The 21,606-nt window shown below is 61.4% G+C and carries 20 protein-coding genes; 9 read left to right on the top strand and 11 right to left on the bottom strand.

Features of this window, described 5'->3' with window-relative positions; genetic code table 11:
• Nucleotides 1-109: 109 nt before the first annotated feature.
• From prpF to KI237_RS09925, 5 genes are all read right to left on the bottom strand, one after another.
• Nucleotides 110-1,300: a 2-methylaconitate cis-trans isomerase PrpF gene (gene prpF / locus KI237_RS09945; RefSeq protein ID WP_212799666.1), complete on the bottom strand. Its 1,191-nt coding sequence runs from the start codon at nt 1,298-1,300 to the stop codon at nt 110-112.
• Nucleotides 1,301-1,342: 42 nt separating this feature from the next.
• Nucleotides 1,343-3,934, bottom strand: coding sequence for a Fe/S-dependent 2-methylisocitrate dehydratase AcnD (acnD, locus tag KI237_RS09940; RefSeq protein WP_212799665.1), 2,592 nt, complete (start codon nt 3,932-3,934; stop codon nt 1,343-1,345).
• A gap of 198 nt (nt 3,935-4,132) precedes the next feature.
• A complete protein-coding gene (gene prpC, locus KI237_RS09935; protein ID WP_212799664.1) occupies nt 4,133-5,260 on the bottom strand; it encodes a bifunctional 2-methylcitrate synthase/citrate synthase in 1,128 nt (375 codons plus the stop codon).
• Between the two features lie 42 nt (nt 5,261-5,302).
• On the bottom strand, nt 5,303-6,193 hold the full coding sequence (gene prpB / locus KI237_RS09930; RefSeq protein ID WP_003204061.1) for a methylisocitrate lyase: 891 nt from the start codon (nt 6,191-6,193) through the stop codon (nt 5,303-5,305).
• Nucleotides 6,190-6,903 carry a GntR family transcriptional regulator gene (locus KI237_RS09925; protein ID WP_003204063.1) on the bottom strand — a complete coding sequence of 238 codons (714 nt, stop codon included), beginning with the start codon at nt 6,901-6,903 and terminating at the stop codon, nt 6,190-6,192. Before KI237_RS09925 ends, prpB begins: the two co-directional genes overlap by 4 nt.
• A gap of 280 nt (nt 6,904-7,183) precedes the next feature.
• Here KI237_RS09925 and rloA point away from each other — a divergent pair, with 280 nt between their 5' ends.
• From rloA to pabB, 4 genes are all read left to right on the top strand, one after another.
• Entirely contained in the window at nt 7,184-7,720 is a 537-nt protein-coding gene (gene rloA, locus KI237_RS09920) for a retropepsin-like aspartic peptidase RloA (RefSeq protein ID WP_018600248.1), read from the top strand.
• Between the two features lie 5 nt (nt 7,721-7,725).
• A complete protein-coding gene (gene rloB / locus KI237_RS09915) occupies nt 7,726-9,258 on the top strand; it encodes an osmotic stress tolerance membrane protein RloB (RefSeq protein ID WP_212799663.1) in 1,533 nt (510 codons plus the stop codon).
• A complete protein-coding gene (locus KI237_RS09910) occupies nt 9,258-10,244 on the top strand; it encodes an alpha-L-glutamate ligase-like protein (protein ID WP_212799662.1) in 987 nt (328 codons plus the stop codon). The genes rloB and KI237_RS09910 overlap by 1 nt, the downstream gene beginning before the upstream one ends.
• A 190-nt stretch (nt 10,245-10,434) precedes the next feature.
• The gene (pabB, locus tag KI237_RS09905; protein ID WP_212799661.1) at nt 10,435-11,778 is read left to right on the top strand and encodes an aminodeoxychorismate synthase component I; all 1,344 of its coding nucleotides are present in this window, start codon (nt 10,435-10,437) and stop codon (nt 11,776-11,778) included.
• 146 nt (nt 11,779-11,924) lie between these two features.
• Here pabB and thrH read toward each other — a convergent pair whose 3' ends face one another.
• Entirely contained in the window at nt 11,925-12,542 is a 618-nt protein-coding gene (gene thrH, locus KI237_RS09900; protein ID WP_212799660.1) for a bifunctional phosphoserine phosphatase/homoserine phosphotransferase ThrH, read from the bottom strand.
• Nucleotides 12,543-12,716: 174 nt separating this feature from the next.
• Here thrH and KI237_RS09895 point away from each other — a divergent pair, with 174 nt between their 5' ends.
• The 3 genes from KI237_RS09895 to KI237_RS09885 all read left to right on the top strand — a co-directional run bounded on the left by KI237_RS09895 (nt 12,717) and on the right by KI237_RS09885 (nt 16,227).
• A complete protein-coding gene (locus KI237_RS09895; RefSeq protein ID WP_212799659.1) occupies nt 12,717-13,460 on the top strand; it encodes a phosphoadenylyl-sulfate reductase in 744 nt (247 codons plus the stop codon).
• A gap of 451 nt (nt 13,461-13,911) precedes the next feature.
• Entirely contained in the window at nt 13,912-15,438 is a 1,527-nt protein-coding gene (locus KI237_RS09890; RefSeq protein ID WP_212799658.1) for an NCS1 family nucleobase:cation symporter-1, read from the top strand.
• Nucleotides 15,439-15,498: 60 nt separating this feature from the next.
• The gene (locus tag KI237_RS09885) at nt 15,499-16,227 is read left to right on the top strand and encodes an aspartate/glutamate racemase family protein (protein WP_018600232.1); all 729 of its coding nucleotides are present in this window, start codon (nt 15,499-15,501) and stop codon (nt 16,225-16,227) included.
• Nucleotides 16,228-16,374: 147 nt separating this feature from the next.
• Here KI237_RS09885 and KI237_RS09880 read toward each other — a convergent pair whose 3' ends face one another.
• Complete coding sequence (locus KI237_RS09880) at nt 16,375-17,298, bottom strand: LysR family transcriptional regulator (protein ID WP_212799657.1); 924 nt, start codon at nt 17,296-17,298, stop codon at nt 16,375-16,377.
• Between the two features lie 125 nt (nt 17,299-17,423).
• Here KI237_RS09880 and KI237_RS09875 point away from each other — a divergent pair, with 125 nt between their 5' ends.
• Nucleotides 17,424-18,170 carry a 3-oxoacyl-ACP reductase family protein gene (locus tag KI237_RS09875; RefSeq protein WP_212799656.1) on the top strand — a complete coding sequence of 249 codons (747 nt, stop codon included), beginning with the start codon at nt 17,424-17,426 and terminating at the stop codon, nt 18,168-18,170.
• Between the two features lie 69 nt (nt 18,171-18,239).
• On the opposite strand, the gene KI237_RS09870 is transcribed toward KI237_RS09875, so the two are convergent.
• The 4 genes from KI237_RS09870 to KI237_RS09855 all read right to left on the bottom strand — a co-directional run bounded on the left by KI237_RS09870 (nt 18,240) and on the right by KI237_RS09855 (nt 20,861).
• Entirely contained in the window at nt 18,240-18,935 is a 696-nt protein-coding gene (locus tag KI237_RS09870; protein ID WP_014339428.1) for an HAD-IA family hydrolase, read from the bottom strand.
• A gap of 342 nt (nt 18,936-19,277) precedes the next feature.
• Nucleotides 19,278-19,661, bottom strand: coding sequence for a hypothetical protein (locus KI237_RS09865; RefSeq protein WP_212799655.1), 384 nt, complete (start codon nt 19,659-19,661; stop codon nt 19,278-19,280).
• Nucleotides 19,662-19,748: 87 nt separating this feature from the next.
• Nucleotides 19,749-19,952, bottom strand: coding sequence for a hypothetical protein (locus KI237_RS09860; protein WP_212800580.1), 204 nt, complete (start codon nt 19,950-19,952; stop codon nt 19,749-19,751).
• 498 nt (nt 19,953-20,450) lie between these two features.
• On the bottom strand, nt 20,451-20,861 hold the full coding sequence (locus tag KI237_RS09855) for a glycine zipper domain-containing protein (RefSeq protein ID WP_212799654.1): 411 nt from the start codon (nt 20,859-20,861) through the stop codon (nt 20,451-20,453).
• A 232-nt stretch (nt 20,862-21,093) separates the two neighbouring features.
• Here KI237_RS09855 and KI237_RS09850 point away from each other — a divergent pair, with 232 nt between their 5' ends.
• A complete protein-coding gene (locus KI237_RS09850; RefSeq protein ID WP_212799653.1) occupies nt 21,094-21,264 on the top strand; it encodes a hypothetical protein in 171 nt (56 codons plus the stop codon).
• The last annotated feature ends 342 nt before the right edge of the window (nt 21,265-21,606 follow it).

The raw sequence follows: 21,606 nt of genomic DNA, 5'->3' as shown, positions 1-21,606 counted from the left end.
GAGCTTGCTCGCGAAGAGGCCGGCGCATTCAACATCGATGTCGGCTGACACACCGCCATCGCGAGCAAGCTCGCTCCCACAGGTTTTGTGTCGTTCCTGAAGTATCGAGTTAGAAGACATCCCCCGGCACCCGCACAACCCCCTCCATCAACACCCGCGCGCTGCGGCTCATGATGGCTTTTTTCACGGTCCATTCGCCGTTGACCTGGCTGGCCTCGGCGCCGACGCGCAGGGTGCCGGACGGATGGCCGAAACGCACCGCGTTGCGCTCGATGCCGCCAGCCGCGAGGTTGACCACGGTGCCGGAAATCGCCGCGGCGGTGCCGATGGCGACCGCTGCGGTGCCCATCATGGCGTGGTGCAGTTTGCCCATCGACAGGGCACGTACCAGCAGATCGACATCCCCGGCCGCCACGGCTTTTCCACTGGATGAAATGTAATCCGCCGGTGGCGCGACAAACGCCACTTTCGGCGTGTGCTGACGCTGGGCGGCTTCGTCCAGGTGTTTGATCAAACCCATGCGCAAGGCGCCGTGAGCGCGGATGGTTTCGAACATGGCCAACGCCTTGGGATCGCCGTTGATGGCGCCCTGCAATTCGGTGCCGGTGTAGCCGACGTCCCGGGCGTTGATGAAAATCGTCGGGATCCCGGCGTTGATCAGTGTCGCCTTGAAGGTGCCAACACCGGGCACTTCCAAATCGTCCACCCGATTGCCGGTGGGAAACATCGCGCCACCACCGCCCTCTTCTTCGGCCGCCGGGTCCATGAATTCCAATTGCACTTCGGCCGCCGGAAAGGTCACGCCGTCGAGTTCGAAGTCACCGGTTTCCTGCACCGCGCCGTCAGTGATCGGCACATGGGCGATGATAGTCTTGCCGATGTTGGCCTGCCAGATCCGCACCACGGCCACGCCGTTCTGCGGGATACGGCTGGCCTCCACCAAACCACTGCTGATAGCGAATGAACCGACCGCCGCCGAGAGGTTGCCGCAATTGCCGCTCCAATCCACGAACGGCTTGTCGATGGAAACCTGGCCGAACAGGTAATCGACATCGTGGTCGGCCCGGGTGCTCTTGGCCAGGATCACAGTCTTGCTGGTGCTGGACGTCGCGCCACCCATGCCGTCGATCTGTTTCTCGTACGGGTCGGGGCTGCCGATCACCCGCAGCAACAAGGCATCCCGGGCCGGGCCAGGGACGCGGGCCGCTTCGGGCAGGTCTTGCAGGCTGAAGAACACGCCTTTGCTGGTGCCGCCACGCATATAGGTAGCGGGTATTCTGATTTGCGGTGCGTGAGCCATGATGCTCCTCAAGCGGACACGCCAGGTGTCCGCAGCTGTGGTTTAGACGGCAACCGCCGACTCAAGGAAGTCCTGGGCAAAGCGTTGCAGCACGCCACCGGCTTCATAGATCGACACTTCTTCAGCGGTATCGAGGCGGCAGGTCACCGGCACTTCGACGCGCTCGCCGTTCTTGCGCGTGATGACCAACGTCAGCGTCGCACGCGGGGTGCGCTCGCCGATCACGTCATAGATTTCACTGCCGTCGATGCCCAGGGTCTTGCGATCGGTACCGGGCTTGAATTCCAGCGGCAACACGCCCATGCCCACCAGGTTGGTGCGGTGGATACGCTCGAAACCTTCGGCAGCGATTGCCTCGACACCGGCCAGGCGCACGCCCTTGGCCGCCCAGTCCCGGGACGAACCTTGGCCGTAGTCGGCGCCGGCAATGATGATCAGCGGTTGCTTGCGCTCCATGTAGGTCTCGATGGCTTCCCACATGCGCATGACCTTGCCTTGCGGCTCGACCCGGGCCAGGGAGCCCTGCTTGACCTTGCCGTTTTCCTGGACCATTTCGTTGAACAGTTTCGGGTTGGCGAAGGTGGCACGTTGTGCGGTCAGGTGGTCACCGCGGTGGGTCGCGTAGGAGTTGAAGTCCTCTTCCGGCAGGCCCATTTTCGCCAGGTATTCACCGGCGGCGCTGTCCAGCATGATGGCGTTGGACGGCGACAAGTGGTCGGTGGTGATGTTGTCCGGCAGCACCGCCAGCGGGCGCATGCCCTTGAGCGGCCGCGCGCCGGCCAGCGCGCCTTCCCAATACGGCGGACGGCGGATGTAGGTGCTTTGCGGGCGCCAGTCGTACAACGGCGTGACTTTCGGCCCGGTGTCTTCCTGGATGGCGAACATCGGGATGTACACCTGACGGAACTGCTCCGGCTTCACCGAGGCCTTGACCACCGCGTCGATTTCTTCGTCGCTCGGCCAAATGTCCTTGAGGCGGATTTCCCGACCGTCCACCACGCCCAGCACATCTTTCTCGATGTCGAAGCGAATGGTCCCGGCGATGGCATAAGCGACCACCAGCGGCGGCGAAGCAAGGAACGCCTGCTTGGCATATGGGTGGATGCGTCCGTCGAAGTTGCGGTTACCCGACAACACGGCGGTGGCGTACAGGTCGCGATCGATGATTTCCTGTTGGATCACCGGGTCCAGTGCGCCGGACATGCCGTTGCAGGTGGTGCAGGCGAACGCCACCACGCCGAATCCCAGTTGCTCCAGCTCTTTGGTCAGGCCCGCCTCATCCAGGTACAGCGCCACGGTTTTCGAACCCGGCGCCAGGGACGATTTGACCCACGGCTTGCGGACCAGGCCCAGGCGGTTGGCGTTGCGCGCCAACAGGCCGGCGGCGATCACGTTGCGCGGGTTGCTGGTGTTGGTGCAACTGGTGATGGCGGCGATGATCACCGCACCGTCAGGCATCTGCCCCGGCACATCGTCCCACTGCCCGGAAATGCCTTTGGCAGCCAGATCCGACACCGCGACGCGGGCGTGCGGGTTGCTAGGCCCTGCCATGTTGCGCACCACCGAGGACAGGTCGAAGGTCAGGCCACGCTCGTATTGCGCGCCCTTGAGCTTGTCGGCCCACAGGCCGGCCTGTTTGGCGTAGGTCTCGACCAGTCGCACCTGGTCGTCTTCGCGCCCGGTGAGCTTCAAGTAATCGATGGTTTGCTGGTCGATGTAGAACATCGCTGCCGTGGCGCCGTATTCCGGGGCCATGTTGGAAATGGTCGCGCGGTCGCCCAAGGTCAGGGCACTGGCGCCTTCGCCGAAAAACTCCAGCCACGCCCCGACGACTTTTTGCTTGCGCAGGAACTCAGTCAGCGCCAGCACCATGTCGGTGGCGGTGATGCCCGGTTGCAGCTTGCCGGTCAGCTCGACGCCAATGATTTCCGGCAGGCGCATCCACGAGGCGCGGCCGAGCATGACGCTTTCGGCCTCCAGGCCACCGACGCCGATGGCGATCACGCCCAGGGCATCGACGTGGGGCGTGTGGCTGTCGGTGCCCACGCAGGTGTCGGGGAACGCCACGCCATCACGCTGCTGGATCACCGGCGACATTTTTTCCAGGTTGATCTGATGCATGATGCCGTTGCCCGGTGGAATCACGTCGACGTTCTTGAAGGCCTTCTTGGTCCAATTGATGAAGTGGAAGCGGTCTTCGTTGCGCCGGTCTTCGATGGCGCGGTTCTTGGCGAAGGCCTGGGGATCGGAACCGCCGCTTTCCACCGCCAGGGAGTGGTCGACGATCAATTGGGTCGGCACTACCGGGTTGACCTGCGCCGGGTCACCGCCCTGCAAGGCGATGGCGTCGCGCAGGCCCGCCAGGTCCACCAACGCGGTCTGGCCGAGAATGTCATGGCACACCACGCGGGCCGGGAACCACGGGAAGTCCAGGTCGCGCTTGCGCTCGATCAGCTGCAACAGCGATTCACGTAGCGTGGCCGGATCGCAGCGACGCACCAGGTTTTCCGCCAGCACGCGGGAAGTGTATGGCAGGCCGTCGTAGGCGCCGGGGCGAATGGTATCCACGGCCTCGCGAACGTCGAAATAATCCAGCGAAGTGCCGGGCAGCGGTTTGCGAAATTCTGTGTTCATCGTCAGGACTCGGGTCACGGTGGTTTCAGAAGGGTTGGTACCGGACTTGAAGCAACCCCGGCCACTGTGGGAGCGAGCTTGCTCGCGATAGCGGTATAACAGTCGACATCGATGTTGAATGTCAGTGCGCAATCGCGAGCAAGCTCGCTCCCACAAGGTTTCGGGGTTACTCAGTTCCGGCGGCTAGAACCCTCCAGCTCAGCGTTGTTCGATTGGCACGAACTTGCGCTGTTCGACGCCGGTGTATTCGGCGCTCGGTCGGATGATGCGGTTGTTGGCGCGTTGTTCGAACACGTGGGCGGCCCAGCCGGTCAGGCGCGAGCAGACGAAAATCGGCGTGAACAGCTTGGTCGGGATGCCCATGAAATGGTAGGCCGATGCATGGTAGAAATCGGCGTTGGGAAACAGTTTCTTCTGTTCCCACATGGTCTTGTCGATGGCTTCGGAGACCGGGAACAGCACCGTGTCGCCCACTTCGTCGGCGAGTTTTTTCGACCAGCCCTTGATCACCTCGTTGCGCGGATCGTTGTCCTTATAGATCGCATGACCGAAGCCCATGATCTTGTCCTTGCGCGCCAGCATGCCGAGGGTGCCTTCGATGGCGTCCTGGGGTGAGCTGAACCGCTCGATCATTTCCATTGCCGCTTCATTGGCGCCGCCGTGCAGCGGGCCGCGCAACGAGCCGATGGCAGCGGTGATGCAGGAGAACAGGTCCGACAGCGTGGAGGCGCAGACCCGGGCGGTGAAGGTCGAGGCGTTGAATTCGTGCTCGGCGTAGAGGATCAGCGACACGTTCATCACCTTGACGTGCAGCTCGCTCGGTTTCTTGCCGTGCAACAGGTGCAGGAAATGGCCGCCGATGGAGGGCTCGTCGCTCACGCATTCGATGCGTTGGCCCTGGTGGCTGAAGCGGTACCAGTAGCACATGATCGCCGGGAACGCGCCCAGCAGGCGGTCGGTCTTGTCATGTTGCTGGGAAAAATCCAGCTCAGGCTCCAGGTTACCCAGGAACGAGCAACCGGTGCGCATCACGTCCATCGGGTGGGCGTCGGCGGGAATGCGCTCCAGCACCTCTTTCAAGGCTTGGGGCAAGTCCCGCAATTGGCGCAGCTTACCGGTGTAGGCATCGAGTTGTGCCCGGGTCGGCAGCTCACCGTACAGCAGCAGGTAGGCCACTTCTTCAAATTGCGCGTCCGCCGCCAGGTCGCGAACGTCGTAGCCGCGATAGGTCAGGCCGGCGCCAGACTGGCCTACGGTGGACAATGCGGTTTGCCCGGCCACCTGGCCACGGAGCCCGGCGCCACTGAGTACTTTTGCTTCGGCCATTTGCTGTCTCCATTTTCTTGAATTTGTAGGGGGAGTCGCGCCTTACTTCTTCGCTGCGAACAACGCATCGAGCTTCTGCTCGAAGGTGTGGTAGTCGATGCGATCGTAAAGCTCCATGCGCGTTTGCATGGTGTCGATGACATTCTGTTGCGTGCCGTCGCGGCGGATCGCGGTGTAGACGTTCTCGGCGGCCTTGTTCATGGCCCGGAAGGCCGACAGCGGGTACAGCACCAGCGACACATCGGCACCGGCCAGCTGTTCGGTGGTGTACAGCGGTGTCGCGCCGAATTCGGTGATGTTGGCCAGGATCGGCGCTTTCACGCGGCTGGCGAACAGCTTGTACATCTCAAGCTCGGTGATGGCCTCCGGGAAAATCATGTCGGCACCGGCCTCGATGCAGGCCGCGGCGCGGTCCAGAGCCGACTCCAAGCCTTCCACCGCCAGGGCATCGGTACGGGCCATGATCACGAAGCTGTCATCGGTACGGGCATCGACGGCGGCCTTGATGCGGTCGACCATCTCTTGCTGCGAGACGATTTCCTTGTTCGGACGATGGCCGCAACGCTTGGCGCCGACCTGGTCCTCGATATGGATGGCCGCCGCGCCGAACTTGATCATCGACTTGACCGTGCGCGCCACGTTGAACGCCGAGGAACCGAAACCGGTGTCCACGTCCACCAGCAGCGGCAGATCGCACACGTCGGTGATACGGCGCACATCGGTCAGCACGTCATCCAGGCCGGTAATGCCCAGGTCTGGCACGCCGAGAGAGCCGGCCGCCACACCGCCGCCCGACAGGTAGATCGCCTTGAAACCGGCGCGCTTGGCCAACAACGCGTGGTTGGCATTGATCGTGCCCACCACTTGCAGCGGATGCTCGGTGGCGACCGCATCGCGGAAACGCTGGCCTGGCGTGCTCTTGCTGGAACTCATGACTCACCTCGTTCAGTGGCGGCGCTGTCCTGGAAATGACGCGCGATATTGCGTTTGGAGGCGCCGATGTGCCGGCGCATCAGTAATTCAGCCAGTTCGCCGTCACGGTCGGCGATAGCATCGAGAATTCGATGGTGCTCGGCAAAGGCCTGGCGCGGACGGTTGGGCGTGGTGGAAAACTGGATGCGATACATGCGCACCAGTTGGTACAACTCGCCGCAGAGCATTTGTGTCAGGGTGCGGTTGCCGCTGCCCTGGATGATCCGGTAATGAAAGTCGAAATCGCCTTCCTGCTGGTAATAGCCAACACCGGCCTGGAACGCCGCATCGCGTTCGTGGGTTTCCAGCACGCGGCGCAGCTCGTCGATTTCTTCCAAAGTCATGCGTTCGGCCGCCAGGCGGCAGGCCATGCCTTCGAGGGATTCGCGAATTTCGTAGAGTTCCAGCAGCTCGGCGTGGCTCAGCGACACCACCCGGGCACCGACGTGGGGCACGCGAACCAGCAGTCGCTGGCCTTCCAGGCGATGGATGGCCTCGCGCAGCGGCCCGCGGCTGATGCCGTAGGTACGCGCCAGCTCGGGCTCGGAGATCTTGCTGCCGGGGGCGATCTCGCCTTTGACGATGGCGGCCTGGATACGTCGGAAGACGTTCTCGGACAGGGTCTCCGAGTCGTCCTGAGCCATCACCGGGGTTTCGAGCTGATCGAGCATATTGTCGACACCTTGCAAATCAATACGGCAAAAACTACCCAATACCAGCGTTAACGTCAAAGAGAAAATCAACATTGTCGACAATCGTCTAATAAGCCCACTCGACATAACCACTCGTTTGAATGCGTCGTAGCGTCCGGCCAGCGGTGGCGTCAGAAAACCACCGTGCTAGAATGCCGCGCGATTTGCCGCTCTCCTTTTATAGGGAAGGCTGCCCAGGGAGCTTGTGCAGTAATGCCAGGGCCTGAACCGATAAACGGAACGCTGCGCACCAGGATCTATGACACTCAAGCCCTTCACCGCTGTTCTTTATTTCATGTGCCTGCCAGGGCTTGCCGTGGCGGGTGAAAAAACCGTGTACGGCCTCAACGAATACGCCGCCCTGCAGGGCATCGACCTGGAGGTCGCCGCCAAGCTGGACACCGGCGCCAAGACCGCGTCCCTCAGCGCCCGGGACATCAAGCGCTTCAAGCGCAATGGCGAATCCTGGGTGCGCTTTTACCTGGCCATCGACGCGGCCCACTCGCACCCCATCGAACGTCCGCTGGCCCGGGTCAGCAAGATCAAGCGCCGCGCCGGTGACTACGACCCGGAAGAAGGCAAGAAATACACGGCCCGACCGGTCATCGAACTGGACATCTGCATGGGCTCGGCCCTGCGCAGCATCGAAGTGAACCTGACCGACCGTAGCGCCTTCCAATACCCGTTGCTGATCGGTTCCGAGGCGCTCAAGCGCTTCGACGCGCTGGTCGACCCCAGTCTTAAATACGCTGCCGGCAAACCCGCCTGCGCCAATGCCGCTCAAACCGCAGAGTAATTCCAATGCGCTCCCTTACCCTCCATCTGAAAATGCTGATCGCCATCCTGGTGGTGCTGGGCCTGTCGGTGACGGCCTATCAGATTTTCGTGCTCGGCATCCCGGTCACTGAAGACGCCACCGACGACTTGTGGAACATCGACGCCAAGGTCGAGTTCGTGCCCAATGCCAAGGATCCGGTCAAGATCCAGATGTTCGTGCCGCCCCTGAGCCGCGACTACGTGAGCCTCAACGAGAGTTTCATTTCCAATAATTACGGCGTGGCGGTGAACCGGGTCGACGGTAACCGCAAGGTGACGTGGTCGGCCCGTCGCGCCAAGGGCAACCAGACCCTTTATTACCGCCTGGTGCTGACCAAGCGCTACAGCGCCGAGAAAACCAAGGTCAAGGGCCCGACCTTCCGTGACAGCATCGCCGTCGAAGGCCCGGAAAAACTCGCCGCCGAAGCCCTGCTAGCGCCGATCCGCCAGCACTCGGCCGACGTCGAGACCTTCATCAGCGAAGCCATCAAGCGGGTCAACAACCTCAACGACGACAACGTCAAGCTGCTGCTGGCCGGTGATCCCTCGTCGAGCAACAAGGCGCGCATCGTCGAACTGGTGCTGTCCATCGCCCACGTCCCGGTGGAAAAAGTCCACACCATCCGCCTGGTGGCCGAGCAGCCGCAGACACCTGAACTGTGGCTGCGCAGCTTCAACGGCACCGACTGGCTGTATTTCAACCCGGACACCGGCGAACAGGGCCTGCCCACCGACCGCCTGCTGTGGTGGACCGGCGATGAAAACCTGATCACCGTCGATGGCGGCAAGAAAGCCACCGTCACCTTCAGCATGAACAACAGCGAAATGAACGCCATTCGCCTGGCCAAGCTGACGGACGAGAACACCGACGCCAATTTCCTCGAATACTCGCTCTATGGCCTGCCCCTGCAGACCCAGCAGACGTTCATGATCATGGTAATGATCCCCATCGGCGTGCTGGTGATCCTGGTGCTGCGCAACCTGATCGGCCTGCAGACCCTGGGGACGTTCACCCCGGTGCTGATCGCCCTGGCCTTCCGGGAAACCCAACTGGGCTTCGGCATCATCCTGTTCACGGTGATCACTGCACTGGGGCTGTCGCTGCGCTCGTACCTGGAACACCTCAAGCTGCAAATGTTGCCAAGGCTCTCGGTGGTGTTGACCTTCGTGGTGGTGCTGATCGCCGCCATCAGCCTGTTCAGCCACAAGCTGGGCCTGGAGCGTGGCCTGTCGGTGGCGCTGTTCCCGATGGTGATCCTGACCATGACCATCGAACGTCTGTCCATCACCTGGGAAGAACGCGGCGCCGGCCACGCGATGAAAGTCGCCATCGGTACCTTGTTCGCCGCGTCCCTGGCGCACCTGATCATGAGCGTGCCGGAACTGGTGTACTTCGTGTTCACTTTCCCGGCGATCCTCCTGATCCTGGTGGGCTTCATGCTGGCCATGGGTCGTTATCGCGGCTACCGCCTGACCGAGCTGGTGCGGTTCAAGGCCTTCCTCAAGGCTGACTCCTGATGTTCGGCTTCTGGAAGACCTGGAAGGCCCTGGAAGCTCGGGGCATCATGGGCATCAACCGGCGTAACGCCGACTACGTGCTCAAGTACAACAAGCGCAGCCTGTACCCCATCGTCGATGACAAGATCATCACCAAGGAACGGGCCATCGCCGCCGGCATTCATGTGCCGCAGCTGTATGGGGTGATCTCCACCGAGAAGGAAATCGACAAGCTCGACGAGATCATCGGCGGGCGCACCGACTTCGTAATCAAGCCGGCCCAGGGTGCTGGCGGCGACGGCATCATCGTCATCGCCGACCGCTTCGAAGGCCGCTATCGCACGGTGTCCGGCAAGATCATCAGCCATGAGGAAATCGAGCACCACGTCTCCAGCATCCTCACCGGCCTGTACTCCTTGGGTGGGCACCGTGACCGGGCGCTGATCGAGTATCGGGTCGTGCCGGACCAGATCTTCAAGAGCATCAGCTATGAAGGCGTGCCGGACATCCGCATCATCGTGCTGATGGGCTATCCCGTGATGGCCATGCTGCGCTTGCCGACCCGTCAGTCCGGCGGCAAGGCCAACCTGCACCAGGGCGCTATCGGCGTGGGCGTCGACCTCGCCACCGGCCTGACCCTGCGCGGCACCTGGCTGAACAACATCATCACCAAGCACCCCGACACCACCAACGCGGTGGACGGCGTGCAACTGCCCTACTGGGACGGTTTCATGAAGCTGGCCGCCGGTTGCCATGAACTGTGCGGGCTGGGCTACATCGGCGTCGATATGGTACTGGACCAGGAAAAAGGCCCGTTGATCCTGGAGCTGAACGCCCGGCCGGGGCTGAACATCCAGATCGCCAACGACTGCGGCCTGACCTTGCGCACCCACGCGGTGGAAGCCCACCTGGAAGAACTCAAGGCACGGGGCGTCGTTGAAACCGTGCAAGAGCGCGTGGCGTTTGCCCAGGAGTTGTTTGGGCATATTCCGCCGGTTGAGGGTTGAACAACCTCTTGTGTGGACTGGGGACAGGGTACTTCCTGTGGCGAGGGGATTTATCCCCTCGCCACAAGGTGTTCACATTCCAAGATTTTCGACGGCCCCATACTTACCCATCTCCGACATCCCTCTAGGAGCAAATCCTACAGAGGGATTACAATCGCCACCCCGCCTCAACGGCCGACCCGCCTCGCCCATGCCAACCTGCTCCGTACACCCGTTGCCCTACCGCGCCAACCCTGCCGAGTATTTCGCGGCGATCCGTCATGCCCCCGGCAGCGTGCTGCTCGACAGCGGCCGGCCGAGTGCCGAACGCGGGCGTTACGACCTGCTCAGCGCCTGGCCGCTGGCGCAACTGGCGGTGTTGCCGGACGAAAGCGGTAGCGATTTCCTGCAACGCCTGCGTGTTCAGCTGACGCAGCTAGGTGACGCGGAACTACCGACCACGGTGCAACTGCCCTTTGCCGGCGGCTTGATCGGCTACTTGAGCTATGACTTCGGCCGACATCTCGAAACCTTGCCGTCCCACGCCAAGGACGACCTGCAACTGCCCGACGCGCGTTTTGGCGTATACGACTGGGCTTTGGTCAGCGATCATCAGGCGGGCACCAGCCAACTGGTGTTCCACCCCCATTGTGGCGAAGGCGAACGCCAGCGCCTGATCGCACTGTTCAACCAGCCGCCCCCGGCGCCCGTTCCCCCGTTCAGCCTTGAAGGCCCCATGACGCCGGATCTCAGCGCCGAGGCCTATCGACAAGCGTTCGAACGTATCCAGGCGTACATCCAGGCCGGCGACTGCTACCAGGTCAACTTTGCCCAACGTTTTCGCGCGCCCTGCCAGGGCGATGCCTGGGCCGCTTACCAGGCACTGCGGGCAGCGTGCCCGACGCCCTTTTCCGGTTTCCAGAGCCTGCCGGAGGGCGGCGCGGTGCTGAGCCTGTCCCCGGAGCGCTTCGTCAAGGTCAGCGAAGGCCAGGTGGAAACCCGGCCGATCAAGGGCACCCGGCCCCGTGGTACAACGCCCAGCGAAGACGCGGCCCACGCCGCCGAGCTATTGGCCAGCCCCAAGGACCGGGCCGAAAACCTGATGATCGTCGACCTGCTGCGCAACGACCTGGGCCGCACGTGCCGCATTGGCTCGGTGCGGGTGCCGGAGTTGTTCAGCCTGGAAAGCTACCCGAACGTGCATCACCTGGTCAGCAGCGTGACCGGCGAACTGGCTGCGGATAAGGACGCCCTGGACCTGATCGCCGGCAGTTTTCCCGGCGGCTCGATCACCGGCGCGCCGAAAATCCGCGCCATGCAAATCATCGACGAACTCGAACCGACCCGGCGCGGCCTGTATTGCGGCTCGTTACTGTACCTGGACGTGCGCGGAGAGATGGACAGCTCCATCGCCATCCGCAGTTTGCTGGTCAAGGATGGGCAGGTGTGCTGCTGGGGCGGCGGCGGGATTGTCGCGGACTCGGACTGGCAGGCCGAGTATCAGGAGTCGATTACCAAGGTTCGGGTGTTGCTGGAAACCTTGCAGAGCCTCTAAAAGCATCGCGGGCAAGCCTTGCTCCCACAGGGGGTGCAGTCCAGTCTGTGGGAGCAAGGCTTGCCCGCGATGACTGTGTATTAGTCGACATCAATGCCGGCTGGACCACCGCCATCGCGAGCAAGCTCGCTCCCACAGAGTTTTACTTACAGGCTGAGATTGCGATTCGAGGCCTTGAGGAATTCCTGCTTCAACTCGGCAAACGTGTGCACTGCCGGGAACTGCGGGAATTCACGGATCACGTTCTCAGGCGCATGGAACAATATCCCGGCGTCGGCTTCGCCCAGCATCGTGGTGTCGTTGTAGGAATCCCCCGCTGCAATCACCCGGTAGTACAGGCTCTTGAACGCCAGGACCGATTGGCGCTTGGGATCTTTCTGACGCAACTGGTAGCCCGTCACCCGGCCAGTGTCATCGGTAATCAGCCGATGGCAGAGCAACGTCGGAAACCCCAGCTGGCGCATCAACGGCTGGGAAAATTCGTAGAACGTGTCGGAAAGAATCACCACCTGGAAGCGCTCGCGCAGCCAGTCGACGAATTCGATGGCGCCGTCCAGTGGTTTGAGGGTGGCGATGACTTCCTGGATGTCGGAAAGCTTGAGGCCGTGTTCATCGAGGATGCGCAACCGTTGCTTCATCAGCACATCGTAGTCGGGAATGTCCCGAGTGGTTGCCCTGAGGGCGTCAATCCCGGTTTTTTCAGCGAAGGCGATCCAGATCTCCGGGACCAGTACACCTTCCAGGTCGAGACAGGCAATTTCCACAAGACACTCCCATTTTTTTTGATGTTTATCGGTTGAGCGAACAAAAGGCTTGCCGACTCTAGCCATTCGTCCAAGCCCGCGCAACGCACAGGAACGCGCCAGCCCCGACAGCTTTTGTTACCATCAGCCCCATATAGAGCGCCCAGCGCCACCGACCTGTAGGAAACCGCCCTGATGAGCCCATCGTTTGACGTCGTGGAACTCGCCACGACCTATGCCAACAAGTCCCCGCAGGACATCCTCAAACTGGCCTTCGCCGAATTTGGCGACGAGCTGTGGATATCTTTCAGCGGCGCCGAAGACGTGGTGCTGGTGGACATGGCCTGGAAACTGAACAAGAACGTCAAGGTATTCAGCCTCGACACCGGCCGCCTGCACCCGGAAACCTATCGCTTCATCGATCAGGTGCGCGAGCACTACAAGATCGACATCGAGCTGGTTTCGCCGGACTACACGAAACTTGAACCCTTCGTGAAGGAAAAAGGCCTGTTCAGCTTCTACAAGGACGGTCACGGCGAGTGCTGCGGCATCCGCAAGATCGAACCCCTGCGCCGCAAACTGACCGATGTGCGCGCCTGGGCCACCGGCCAGCGCCGCGACCAGAGCCCCGGCACTCGTAGCCAGGTGGCAGTGTTGGAAATCGACACGGCGTTTTCCACTCCGCAGCGCACCCTGTACAAGTTCAACCCCCTGTCGCAGATGACCAGCGAAGAAGTCTGGGGTTATATCCGCATGTTGGAACTGCCTTACAACAGCCTGCATGAACGCGGTTTCATCAGCATCGGCTGCGAGCCCTGCACCCGCCCGGTGCTGCCAAACCAGCACGAGCGCGAAGGCCGTTGGTGGTGGGAAGAAGCCACGCAGAAAGAATGCGGGCTGCACGCCGGGAACATCATCGCCAAATCCAAGACCGTCTAAACGTCCGCCGCACCTGTACACAAAAATGTCACTACAAGTGGCATTTTTGTGTGCACTTACTACGTTACTGCCCCCAAAGGTTACACACACCTTCGCCCCTCGCCTGCCCTTCTCATACCAATGACGCTCGCCAAAAAATAAATACCTGTTTAAACGGTCAGTTTTAAATCACGGTATTTCAGTTACTTAATAAAACATCATAACGAAACGAAATTAGCGCTTGCTCGAATAGATCCGTGAGTGGCATAGATCTGGCTTAAGTCGAAACATGTTTTGTATACAACTTATATAAAACATACACACACTTTAGATCCGCAAGCCTGAAGCGCCCTATCCCGTACAGGCTGCAGATGCCCCGTAATCAATGATGCTCGCCCGCCGCGACGAAGATTTGTCGAGCCCTGCGCTCATGCACAGTCATCGCTGCGCCGAGAATCAGGAGCCTGCCGGAATGCGTACAAGTCTCTCCAATAACATCGCGCTGGATCTGCCCTCCACCACCACGACCGTCGACAACGCTGCCGCGTCCCTGGCACTGAGCCCGAGGCTGCACAACAACGACCTGGCGCCGACCAAGGCCGAAGGTCGACGCTGGGGTCGCTACAGCATCTTTGCGCTGTGGACCAACGACGTGCATAACATCGCCAACTACTCCTTCGCCATCGGCCTCTATGCCCTGGGCCTGGGTGGCTGGCAGATCTTGCTGTCCCTCGGGATAGGCGCGGCGCTGGTATATGGCTTCATGAACCTGTCCGGCTACATGGGCCAGAAAACCGGGGTGCCGTTCCCAGTGATCAGCCGGATCAGCTTCGGGATCCATGGCGCGCAGATTCCGGCCTTGATCAGGGCGGTCATCGCCATTGCCTGGTTCGGTATCCAGACCTACCTGGCGTCGGTGGTGTTGCGCGTGTTGCTGGTGGCGATCCACCCCGGTTTCGCCGCCTACGACCACGACTCGATCCTCGGCTTGTCGAGCCTGGGCTGGGTGTGTTTCGTGGCTATCTGGTTCGTGCAACTGGTGATCCTGGCCTACGGCATGGAAACGGTGCGCCGCTACGAAGGTTTTGCCGGGCCGGTGATCCTGGTGACCGTCGCGGCCCTGGCCGGTTGGATGTACACCCAGGCCGACGCCACCATTGCCTGGTCGATCCGCGAACCGCTGACCGGTGGCGAGATGTGGCGCAATATCTTTGCCGGTGGTGCACTGTGGCTGTCGATCTACGGCACCTTGATTCTCAATTTCTGTGACTTCGCCCGCTCCTCGCCTTGCCGCCGAACCATCATCGTCGGCAATTTCTGGGGCCTGCCGGTGAACATCCTGGTGTTTGCCGGGATTACCATCCTGCTCTGCGGTGCGCAGTTCCAGATCAATGGGCAAATCATTGAAAGCCCAACCCAGGTGATTGCCTCGATCCCCAACACCTTCTTCCTCGTATTGGGCTGCCTGGCTTTCCTGATTGTCACCGTGGCAGTGAACATCATGGCCAACTTCGTCGCCCCGGCCTTTGTGCTCAGCAACCTGGCGCCCAAGTACCTGACCTTCCGCCGCGCCGGGTTGATCAGCGCCGCCATTGCCGTGCTGATCCTGCCGTGGAACCTCTACAACAGCCCGCTGGTGATCGTGTATTTCCTGTCCGGCCTTGGCGCCCTGCTCGGGCCGCTGTACGGCGTGATCATGGTCGACTACTGGCTGCTGCGAAAAGGCTGCATCAACGTGCCGCAACTGTATAGCGAGGACCCAAATGGGGCGTATTTCTACAGCAATGGGGTCAACCTGCGTGCGGTGGCGGCGTTCATTCCGGCGGCGCTGATCGCAATCATCCTGGCGCTGGTGCCGGGTTTTGACAGCGTTTCACCGTTTTCCTGGCTGATTGGCGCTTCGATTGCAGGGCTGCTGTACCTGATCATCGCCAAGCGCCAACCGTATTACGAGGACGTCAGCGGCGAGTCCATCGCTGTGGATAACGTCAATCATTGATCGCTCAAACGGCCCGCCAGGTTCGGGCCGCTCACTTTTATCTATCAAGGAGGACAGCTCATGCGAATTCTCGTGGTCAACGTCAACACCACCGAATCCATCACCCAGGCCATCGCCCGGCAGGCCCAGGCCGTTGCCGCGCCGGGCACCGAGATCGTCGGGCTCACGCCGCATTTCGGTGCCGACTCCATCGAAGGCAATTTTGAAAGCTACCTGGCGGCCATCGCTGTGATGGACCGGGTGATGTCCTACGACCAGCCGTTCGACGCGGTGATCCAGGCCGGCTATGGCGAACACGGTCGTGAAGGCTTGCAGGAACTGCTCAACGTGCCAGTGGTGGACATCACCGATGCCGGCGCCAGCACCGCCATGTTCCTCGGCCACGCTTACTCGGTAGTCACCACCTTGGACCGCACCGTGCCGCTGATCGAAGATCGGCTCAAGCTGTCCGGCCTGTTCGACCGCTGCGCCTCGGTAAGGGCCAGCGGCCTGGCGGTGCTGGAACTGGAGCAGGATCCGCAACGGGCGGTTGAAGCCATCGTGCAGCAGGCCGAACTGGCAGTGAGCCAGGACAAGGCCGAAGTGATCTGCCTGGGCTGCGGTGGCATGGCCGGGCTCGACGAGCAGATCCGCCAACGCACCGGCGTGCCGGTGGTCGATGGGGTGACTGCCGCGGTGACCATTGCCGAAGCGCTGGTGCGGCTGGGTTTGTCGACGTCGAAAGTGCGCACCTACGCGACGCCTCGGCCCAAGACCATCATTGGCTGGCCGGGGCGGTTTGGGCGGTGAGTTCACGGCTTTAGACCGAGTTGGCCGCAATCGCGAGCAGGCTCGCTCCCACACTTGACTGGTGGTGATCAGACCTTTTGTGAACACTACTAACCCTGTGGGAGCGAGCTTGCTCGCGATTAGGGTCAACTCAATACCAGACCTGTCTCAAACCGCACTGAACCGCCGCGCCAACCCCTGCTCGGCAAATTGCTCGATGATGAAATCCACGAACGCCCGGGTCTTGCCCGGCAACAGCTTGTGTTCGGCGTAGTAGATGGAGATGTTGCCATCGTCGACATACCAGTCCGGCAGCACCCGCTGCAGCGCCCCGGTTTCCAGAAAGGGAACGGCGATCGGCATGCTCACCAGGCCGATGCCCAGCCCTTGGGCGGCGGCGGCGCAGTCGGCTTCCGAATCGCTCATGGTCATGCGCGTCTTGAGCGTCAGCGGGCTGTGTTCCCGATTGCGGCTGGTCAGTTGCCAGGAACGGACCCGCCCGGTTTGTGGCGAGCGAATCAGAATGCCCTGGTGCTGCGAAAGATCTTCCGGCTCTGTCACCACGGCATGGGTTTGCAGGTAGTCGGTGGAGGCAACCAGCACCCGATGAGCCACCGTCAATTTGCGCGCCACTACCCCCTGCGGCAGCTCGAAACCACCGCCGATGGCGGCATCGAAGCCTTGGCCAATCAGGTCCACCTGGCGGTTATCGAAATGCCAGTCCGGGTTGATCGCCGGGTAGCGTTGCAGAAACGCCCCCAGCAACGGCACGACATACAATCGACCGAACGCCGTGCCCATGCTCACCTTCAGCGTTCCCGCCGGTTGCCCTCCGGCGCTGGCCAGGTTGGCGACGGCGTTCTGGATGGTGTTGAAGCTGCTGCCGACTTCCCCCAGGAACAACTGGCCGGCTTCGGTCAGCCTCAGGCTACGGGTGCTGCGCTGAAACAGGCGTACGCCCATCCGCGCCTCCAGCTTGGCGACGCTTTTACCCACTGCGGCAGGGGTCACGCTCAAACGTCGCGCCGCCTCGGCAAAGCTGCCGACTTCGGCGCTGCGCACGAAGCATTCGATACTGTTGAAGGTCTCCATGAGCCTCACTCTAAACTTTTGGTTTAGACAGACTATAGCAATGGCGGTCTACACAGCCCACCGCACCTTCTTGATACTCGCTCCATCACCGCGGCATCTCGCCCCGGCACTTTTTGGAGATCATCATGAGTAACCCAACACTGAGCGGTAAAGTCGCCCTGATCCAGGGCGGTTCTCGCGGCATCGGCGCCGCCATCGTCAAACGCCTGGCAGCAGAAGGCGCCGCCGTGGCCTTCACCTACGTCAGCTCTGGCGCAAAATCTGAAGAACTGCAGAACAGCATCACCGCAGCAGGCGGCAAGGCCCTGGCGATCAAGGCCGACAGTGCCGACGCCGAGGCCATCCGTAACGCCGTCGCGGCCACCGTCGAGGCTTTTGGCCGGTTGGATATCCTGGTCAACAATGCTGGCGTGCTGGCGATGGGGCCGCTGGATGAATTCAAACTCGAAGATTTCGACCAGACCCTGGCCATCAACGTGCGCAGCGTATTCATCGCCACCCAGGCCGCTGCGCGGCACATGGGCGAAGGGGGTCGGGTCATCAACATCGGCAGCACCAACGCCGACCGCATGCCCTTCGCCGGCGGCGGACCATACGCCATGAGCAAGGCTGCGCTGGTGGGCCTGACCAAAGGCCTGGCCCGTGACCTCGGCCCGCGCGGCATCACCGTCAACAACGTGCAGCCCGGCCCGGTGGACACCGACATGAACCCGGCCGACAGCGACTTCGCCTCCAGCCTGTTGTCGCTGATGGCCGTCGGGCGCTACGGCAACGTCGATGAAATCGCCAGCTTCGTCGCTTACCTGGCAGGGCCGGAAGCCGGCTATATCACCGGCGCCAGCCTGACCATCGACGGTGGTTTTGGCGCCTGATACAGGCATGAAAAAACGCCGGTCATGGCTTTAACCATGAACGGCGTTTTGCTGTGTAGCGCGACAGTGTCAGGCCCACTCCAACTCCGGCAGACCACAAAGGCTGGGCTGGAACATTTTCAAGGAGCGAATGATCCCGTCGGCGTGAGCGTACTTTTCATCCGCCATGGCCGAATCCGGAATGGCAATGGCGGTCATGCCGGCGGCTTTCGCGGCCGTCACGCCGAACGGCGAATCCTCAAACACGAGGCAGTCACGCGGCTCGACACCCAGGCGCCGGGCAGCCGTGAGGAAGATATCCGGCGCCGGTTTCGCCGCACCGACTTCAGGGTCATCTGCCGTCACGATAAAGTCGAACAGCGCGAACCAGTCCCGGTGCAAGGTGGTTTTCAGTGCAAACGTAGGGCTCGACGAACTGGTGCCCACCGCAATCGGAACGTTGTGGGCTTTGAGATGCCGCACCAGTTCCTCGGCACCGGGCATCCCCAGGGCATGAGGAAAGCGCTCGCGCATCAAGGGCTCGCGGATGACCAGGAACTCTTCGGGGGTGATCGGCAATTCCAGCGCCTGGACCACATAATTGGCCAGGTCCGTGGCGCCGCGCCCGATGATGTTCTGCTTGACGCTCCAATCGAACGTGCGCCCGTAGCGCTCGGCGATGATGGACGTGACCTCGGTGTAGATCCCCTCGGTATCCAGCAACAGCCCATCCATGTCGAAAATCACAGCCTTGATCGGGCCAAACTCTTTCAGGGGTGCATTCATCGCATCTGATCCGTTATCAACACAACATTCCAGGGATGGCTCAGGTGCGGCCAGGGTCGCGTGTTCGCCTTAAAGGATTCAGCAGGATAACGAAGGGGGCTTGGAACCGGCAATGGGAAATCCATGGCCGGGGTCCGTGGCCAGAGAGCTTGCTACCGCTCGGTTCTGTAGGCGCTGGCGAAGGCTGCGATCTTTTGATCTTTTCGCTTGGGACTCAAGTGGCTTGGGGAAGATCGCAGCCACGTTGCACTCGACAGCTCCTACACAGCGCCTACACAGCGCCTACGCAACACAGCGGGAGCAAGGTTCCTCGCCACAAAAGCGGAGGGTGTGAAGGGACAGTTATTGACCTGAGCTGCCGGAGCCGCCCGCCCCCGAGCCACTGCCGCCCGAGCTGTCGCCGCTGTCGCTGGTACCGGTTCCTCCGTTGCTCCCACCGCCGGCGTCGGCACCGCCCATCGTGCTGCCTCCGCTCATCGAACCGCTGCCCGTACCGGGGCTGGTAGTGCTGCCGCTGGCATCGCCGCCATTGCCGCCGCTCACCGAGCCCGGGGGCAAGGCGTTACCGCTGGCACCGGAAGTGGAGCCGGCCTCCATTTCCGAAGAAGGTGGCATGCCGCCCTTGTCCACGGGGGGCGTGTCGTTCGAAGATTGTGCGAAAGCGGCCAGTGAACCGATCGAAAGAATCCCGGCGAGTGTCAGCGCGGTCATGTTGGACTTCATCATGGTGAGTCTCCTTTTCAAGATACTTACCTGATATGTGGCACGCGTGGCGGAACGATGGTGCCGCTGAATCGACAGGCGGGCCTGCGATCAGCTCGGCGTGCCGGAGGCGTCGTCACCGGCAATGTCCGGATCATCCGGGGTCGCCTCGACATCCTCATCGTCACTGGGTACTTGCTCGACGCCCGCATCGTCATCGGGTGGACGCTGGTCGCGGCTCAGGGAGTTGGTGGGCGAAGGCAGCGGGTATTCCGGGGTTTCATCCTCGATCAAGGGAACCTGGGCGTCATCCATCAGGGAACCGGGGTCTTCATTGCCCGGGTCATTGACGACAGGCGCACCCGAGGAATCGTTCTCTTCCTTGCCTTGCGTTTGCGGCGTCATGGCATACCTCGCAATTGCTGATGGATGTATGAATTCGAGGCGGGCGAACGCCAATCGTTCCAGAGATTTTGATTTGCCGTTTTTAGGGGGGTTCAGGGTTGGAGTGACATAGATGTTGGATGTGCCGGCCTCATCGCGAGCAAGCTCGCTCCCACAGGTTTTTGTGTCGTGTGCAAATGCTGTGAACACCCGCCCCCCATGTGGGAGCGAGCTTGCTCGCGATAGCGATGGTGCAGTTGCATAGGGACTGGACCTGTCTGTGGCTCCTGCCTTGGGTACTTGATCTCGACAGCCCTTGAACCAAAAAAAGCGCAAAAAAACGGCGCTTCCCATTTCTGAAAGAAGCGCCGTTTTTCTAAGTGAACAGGCTTACGGCAAAAGGCCGGATCTGTTCATCCAAGCATCCGCTTAACGATGCCTTCTCTTGTGCTTGTACTTCTTGCCACCGGAGTGACGGTCGTTGTCATTGGACAGATTGCTGCCCAACGCGCCGCCGGCCGCGCCGCCAATGCCTGCGCCGATGGTGGAGCCAGTGGAGCCGCCCAAACGGTTACCGACAATCGAACCACCGGCCGAACCCAAGCCACCGCCAATGGCCGCTTCGGTACGGCTACCCTTGCGAGCGCCCACCGCACTGCCGGCTGCGCCGCCAACGCCCGCGCCGATCGCGGCGCCAGTGCTGCCGCCCATCTGCTGGCCGACCACGTTGCCCAACACACCGCCCAGACCACCGCCGACCGCGGCGGTACCGTCGCCGGCAGCCATCGCGCCCTGGGCAACCACCAACCCCAGTACCAAGGTGGACAAAGTCAAACGCATGATAGAAACCTCAAGAATGCCGCATCGGGGAGAAATGGCCGCTGCACGCGGGCGCGAGTTTACGCCAGATAGCGTCAGCCATGACGGTTGGACAACGAAACGGTGATTTATTTTATGACAGGCAAAAAAAAGCCCGCTGGGGAAACGGGCAGGTACTGCTTTCTAACGGATGAGCTCAGGCTACGTACCTGCTTGTGAAAGAAACGTGAAAGAAAACGCCAGTTGAAAAAAGATGAAAAATATTTACGCAAAAACCGAGATGCCGTGGCCAGATATTGCTCCCGCCGGGCTACGCCCTGTAGGTGCTGTCGAGTGCAACGAGGCGGCGATGTCTCCCCTGCCAATTGAATCCAAAGCGAAAGATCTAAAAATCGCAACCTTCGGCAGCTCCTGCCGGGTGTAGCCCGGCGAAGCAAACGCTGACCATTATCCGCCGTCACTTTCTGACCGGGACCTTGGGCAAGAACTTGGCTTTCTCCCCTCGCTGCACTTTGGCCACCTTCGTCCTGATGGACTTGATTGGCTCATCACCGAAGTCCGCATGATAGGCCGACTGGCCACACTGCAACCCTTCGTTGATCGGATACGCAGCTGTATTCTCCTCGCTATACGGTGCTCCCATGTCTTTCCCCTTCATCGAGGCCCATACCGGCAACATCCGGTTGCCTGACAATATCGACCTTCACGACAATGAGACTAGCCGGTCATCAACAGACTGTTGATTCAACAAAGCCCCTGGCCGACG

The organism is Pseudomonas sp. St316, assembly GCF_018325905.1.
Classification (GTDB): domain Bacteria; phylum Pseudomonadota; class Gammaproteobacteria; order Pseudomonadales; family Pseudomonadaceae; genus Aquipseudomonas.
This window is presented reverse-complemented; position numbering and strand designations above follow the sequence as displayed.

What these genes read in the sequence shown, in the direction of transcription:
- acnD (WP_212799665.1), bottom strand. Translation starts at nt 3,934, where the DNA reads ATGAACACAGAATTTCGCAAACCGCTGCCCGGCACTTCGCTGGATTAT.
- KI237_RS09855 (WP_212799654.1), bottom strand. Translation starts at nt 20,861, where the DNA reads ATGCGTTTGACTTTGTCCACCTTGGTACTGGGGTTGGTGGTTGCCCAG.
- KI237_RS09890 (WP_212799658.1), top strand. Translation starts at nt 13,912, where the DNA reads ATGCGTACAAGTCTCTCCAATAACATCGCGCTGGATCTGCCCTCCACC.
- KI237_RS09895 (WP_212799659.1), top strand. Translation starts at nt 12,717, where the DNA reads ATGAGCCCATCGTTTGACGTCGTGGAACTCGCCACGACCTATGCCAAC.
- KI237_RS09910 (WP_212799662.1), top strand. Translation starts at nt 9,258, where the DNA reads ATGTTCGGCTTCTGGAAGACCTGGAAGGCCCTGGAAGCTCGGGGCATC.
- prpF (WP_212799666.1), bottom strand. Translation starts at nt 1,300, where the DNA reads ATGGCTCACGCACCGCAAATCAGAATACCCGCTACCTATATGCGTGGC.
- prpB (WP_003204061.1), bottom strand. Translation starts at nt 6,193, where the DNA reads ATGAGTTCCAGCAAGAGCACGCCAGGCCAGCGTTTCCGCGATGCGGTC.
- KI237_RS09865 (WP_212799655.1), bottom strand. Translation starts at nt 19,661, where the DNA reads ATGATGAAGTCCAACATGACCGCGCTGACACTCGCCGGGATTCTTTCG.
- KI237_RS09875 (WP_212799656.1), top strand. Translation starts at nt 17,424, where the DNA reads ATGAGTAACCCAACACTGAGCGGTAAAGTCGCCCTGATCCAGGGCGGT.
- rloB (WP_212799663.1), top strand. Translation starts at nt 7,726, where the DNA reads ATGCGCTCCCTTACCCTCCATCTGAAAATGCTGATCGCCATCCTGGTG.
- KI237_RS09860 (WP_212800580.1), bottom strand. Translation starts at nt 19,952, where the DNA reads ATGGATGACGCCCAGGTTCCCTTGATCGAGGATGAAACCCCGGAATAC.
- rloA (WP_018600248.1), top strand. Translation starts at nt 7,184, where the DNA reads ATGACACTCAAGCCCTTCACCGCTGTTCTTTATTTCATGTGCCTGCCA.
- pabB (WP_212799661.1), top strand. Translation starts at nt 10,435, where the DNA reads ATGCCAACCTGCTCCGTACACCCGTTGCCCTACCGCGCCAACCCTGCC.
- KI237_RS09880 (WP_212799657.1), bottom strand. Translation starts at nt 17,298, where the DNA reads ATGGAGACCTTCAACAGTATCGAATGCTTCGTGCGCAGCGCCGAAGTC.
- KI237_RS09885 (WP_018600232.1), top strand. Translation starts at nt 15,499, where the DNA reads ATGCGAATTCTCGTGGTCAACGTCAACACCACCGAATCCATCACCCAG.
- KI237_RS09925 (WP_003204063.1), bottom strand. Translation starts at nt 6,903, where the DNA reads ATGCTCGATCAGCTCGAAACCCCGGTGATGGCTCAGGACGACTCGGAG.
- KI237_RS09850 (WP_212799653.1), top strand. Translation starts at nt 21,094, where the DNA reads ATGAAAAATATTTACGCAAAAACCGAGATGCCGTGGCCAGATATTGCT.
- prpC (WP_212799664.1), bottom strand. Translation starts at nt 5,260, where the DNA reads ATGGCCGAAGCAAAAGTACTCAGTGGCGCCGGGCTCCGTGGCCAGGTG.
- KI237_RS09870 (WP_014339428.1), bottom strand. Translation starts at nt 18,935, where the DNA reads ATGAATGCACCCCTGAAAGAGTTTGGCCCGATCAAGGCTGTGATTTTC.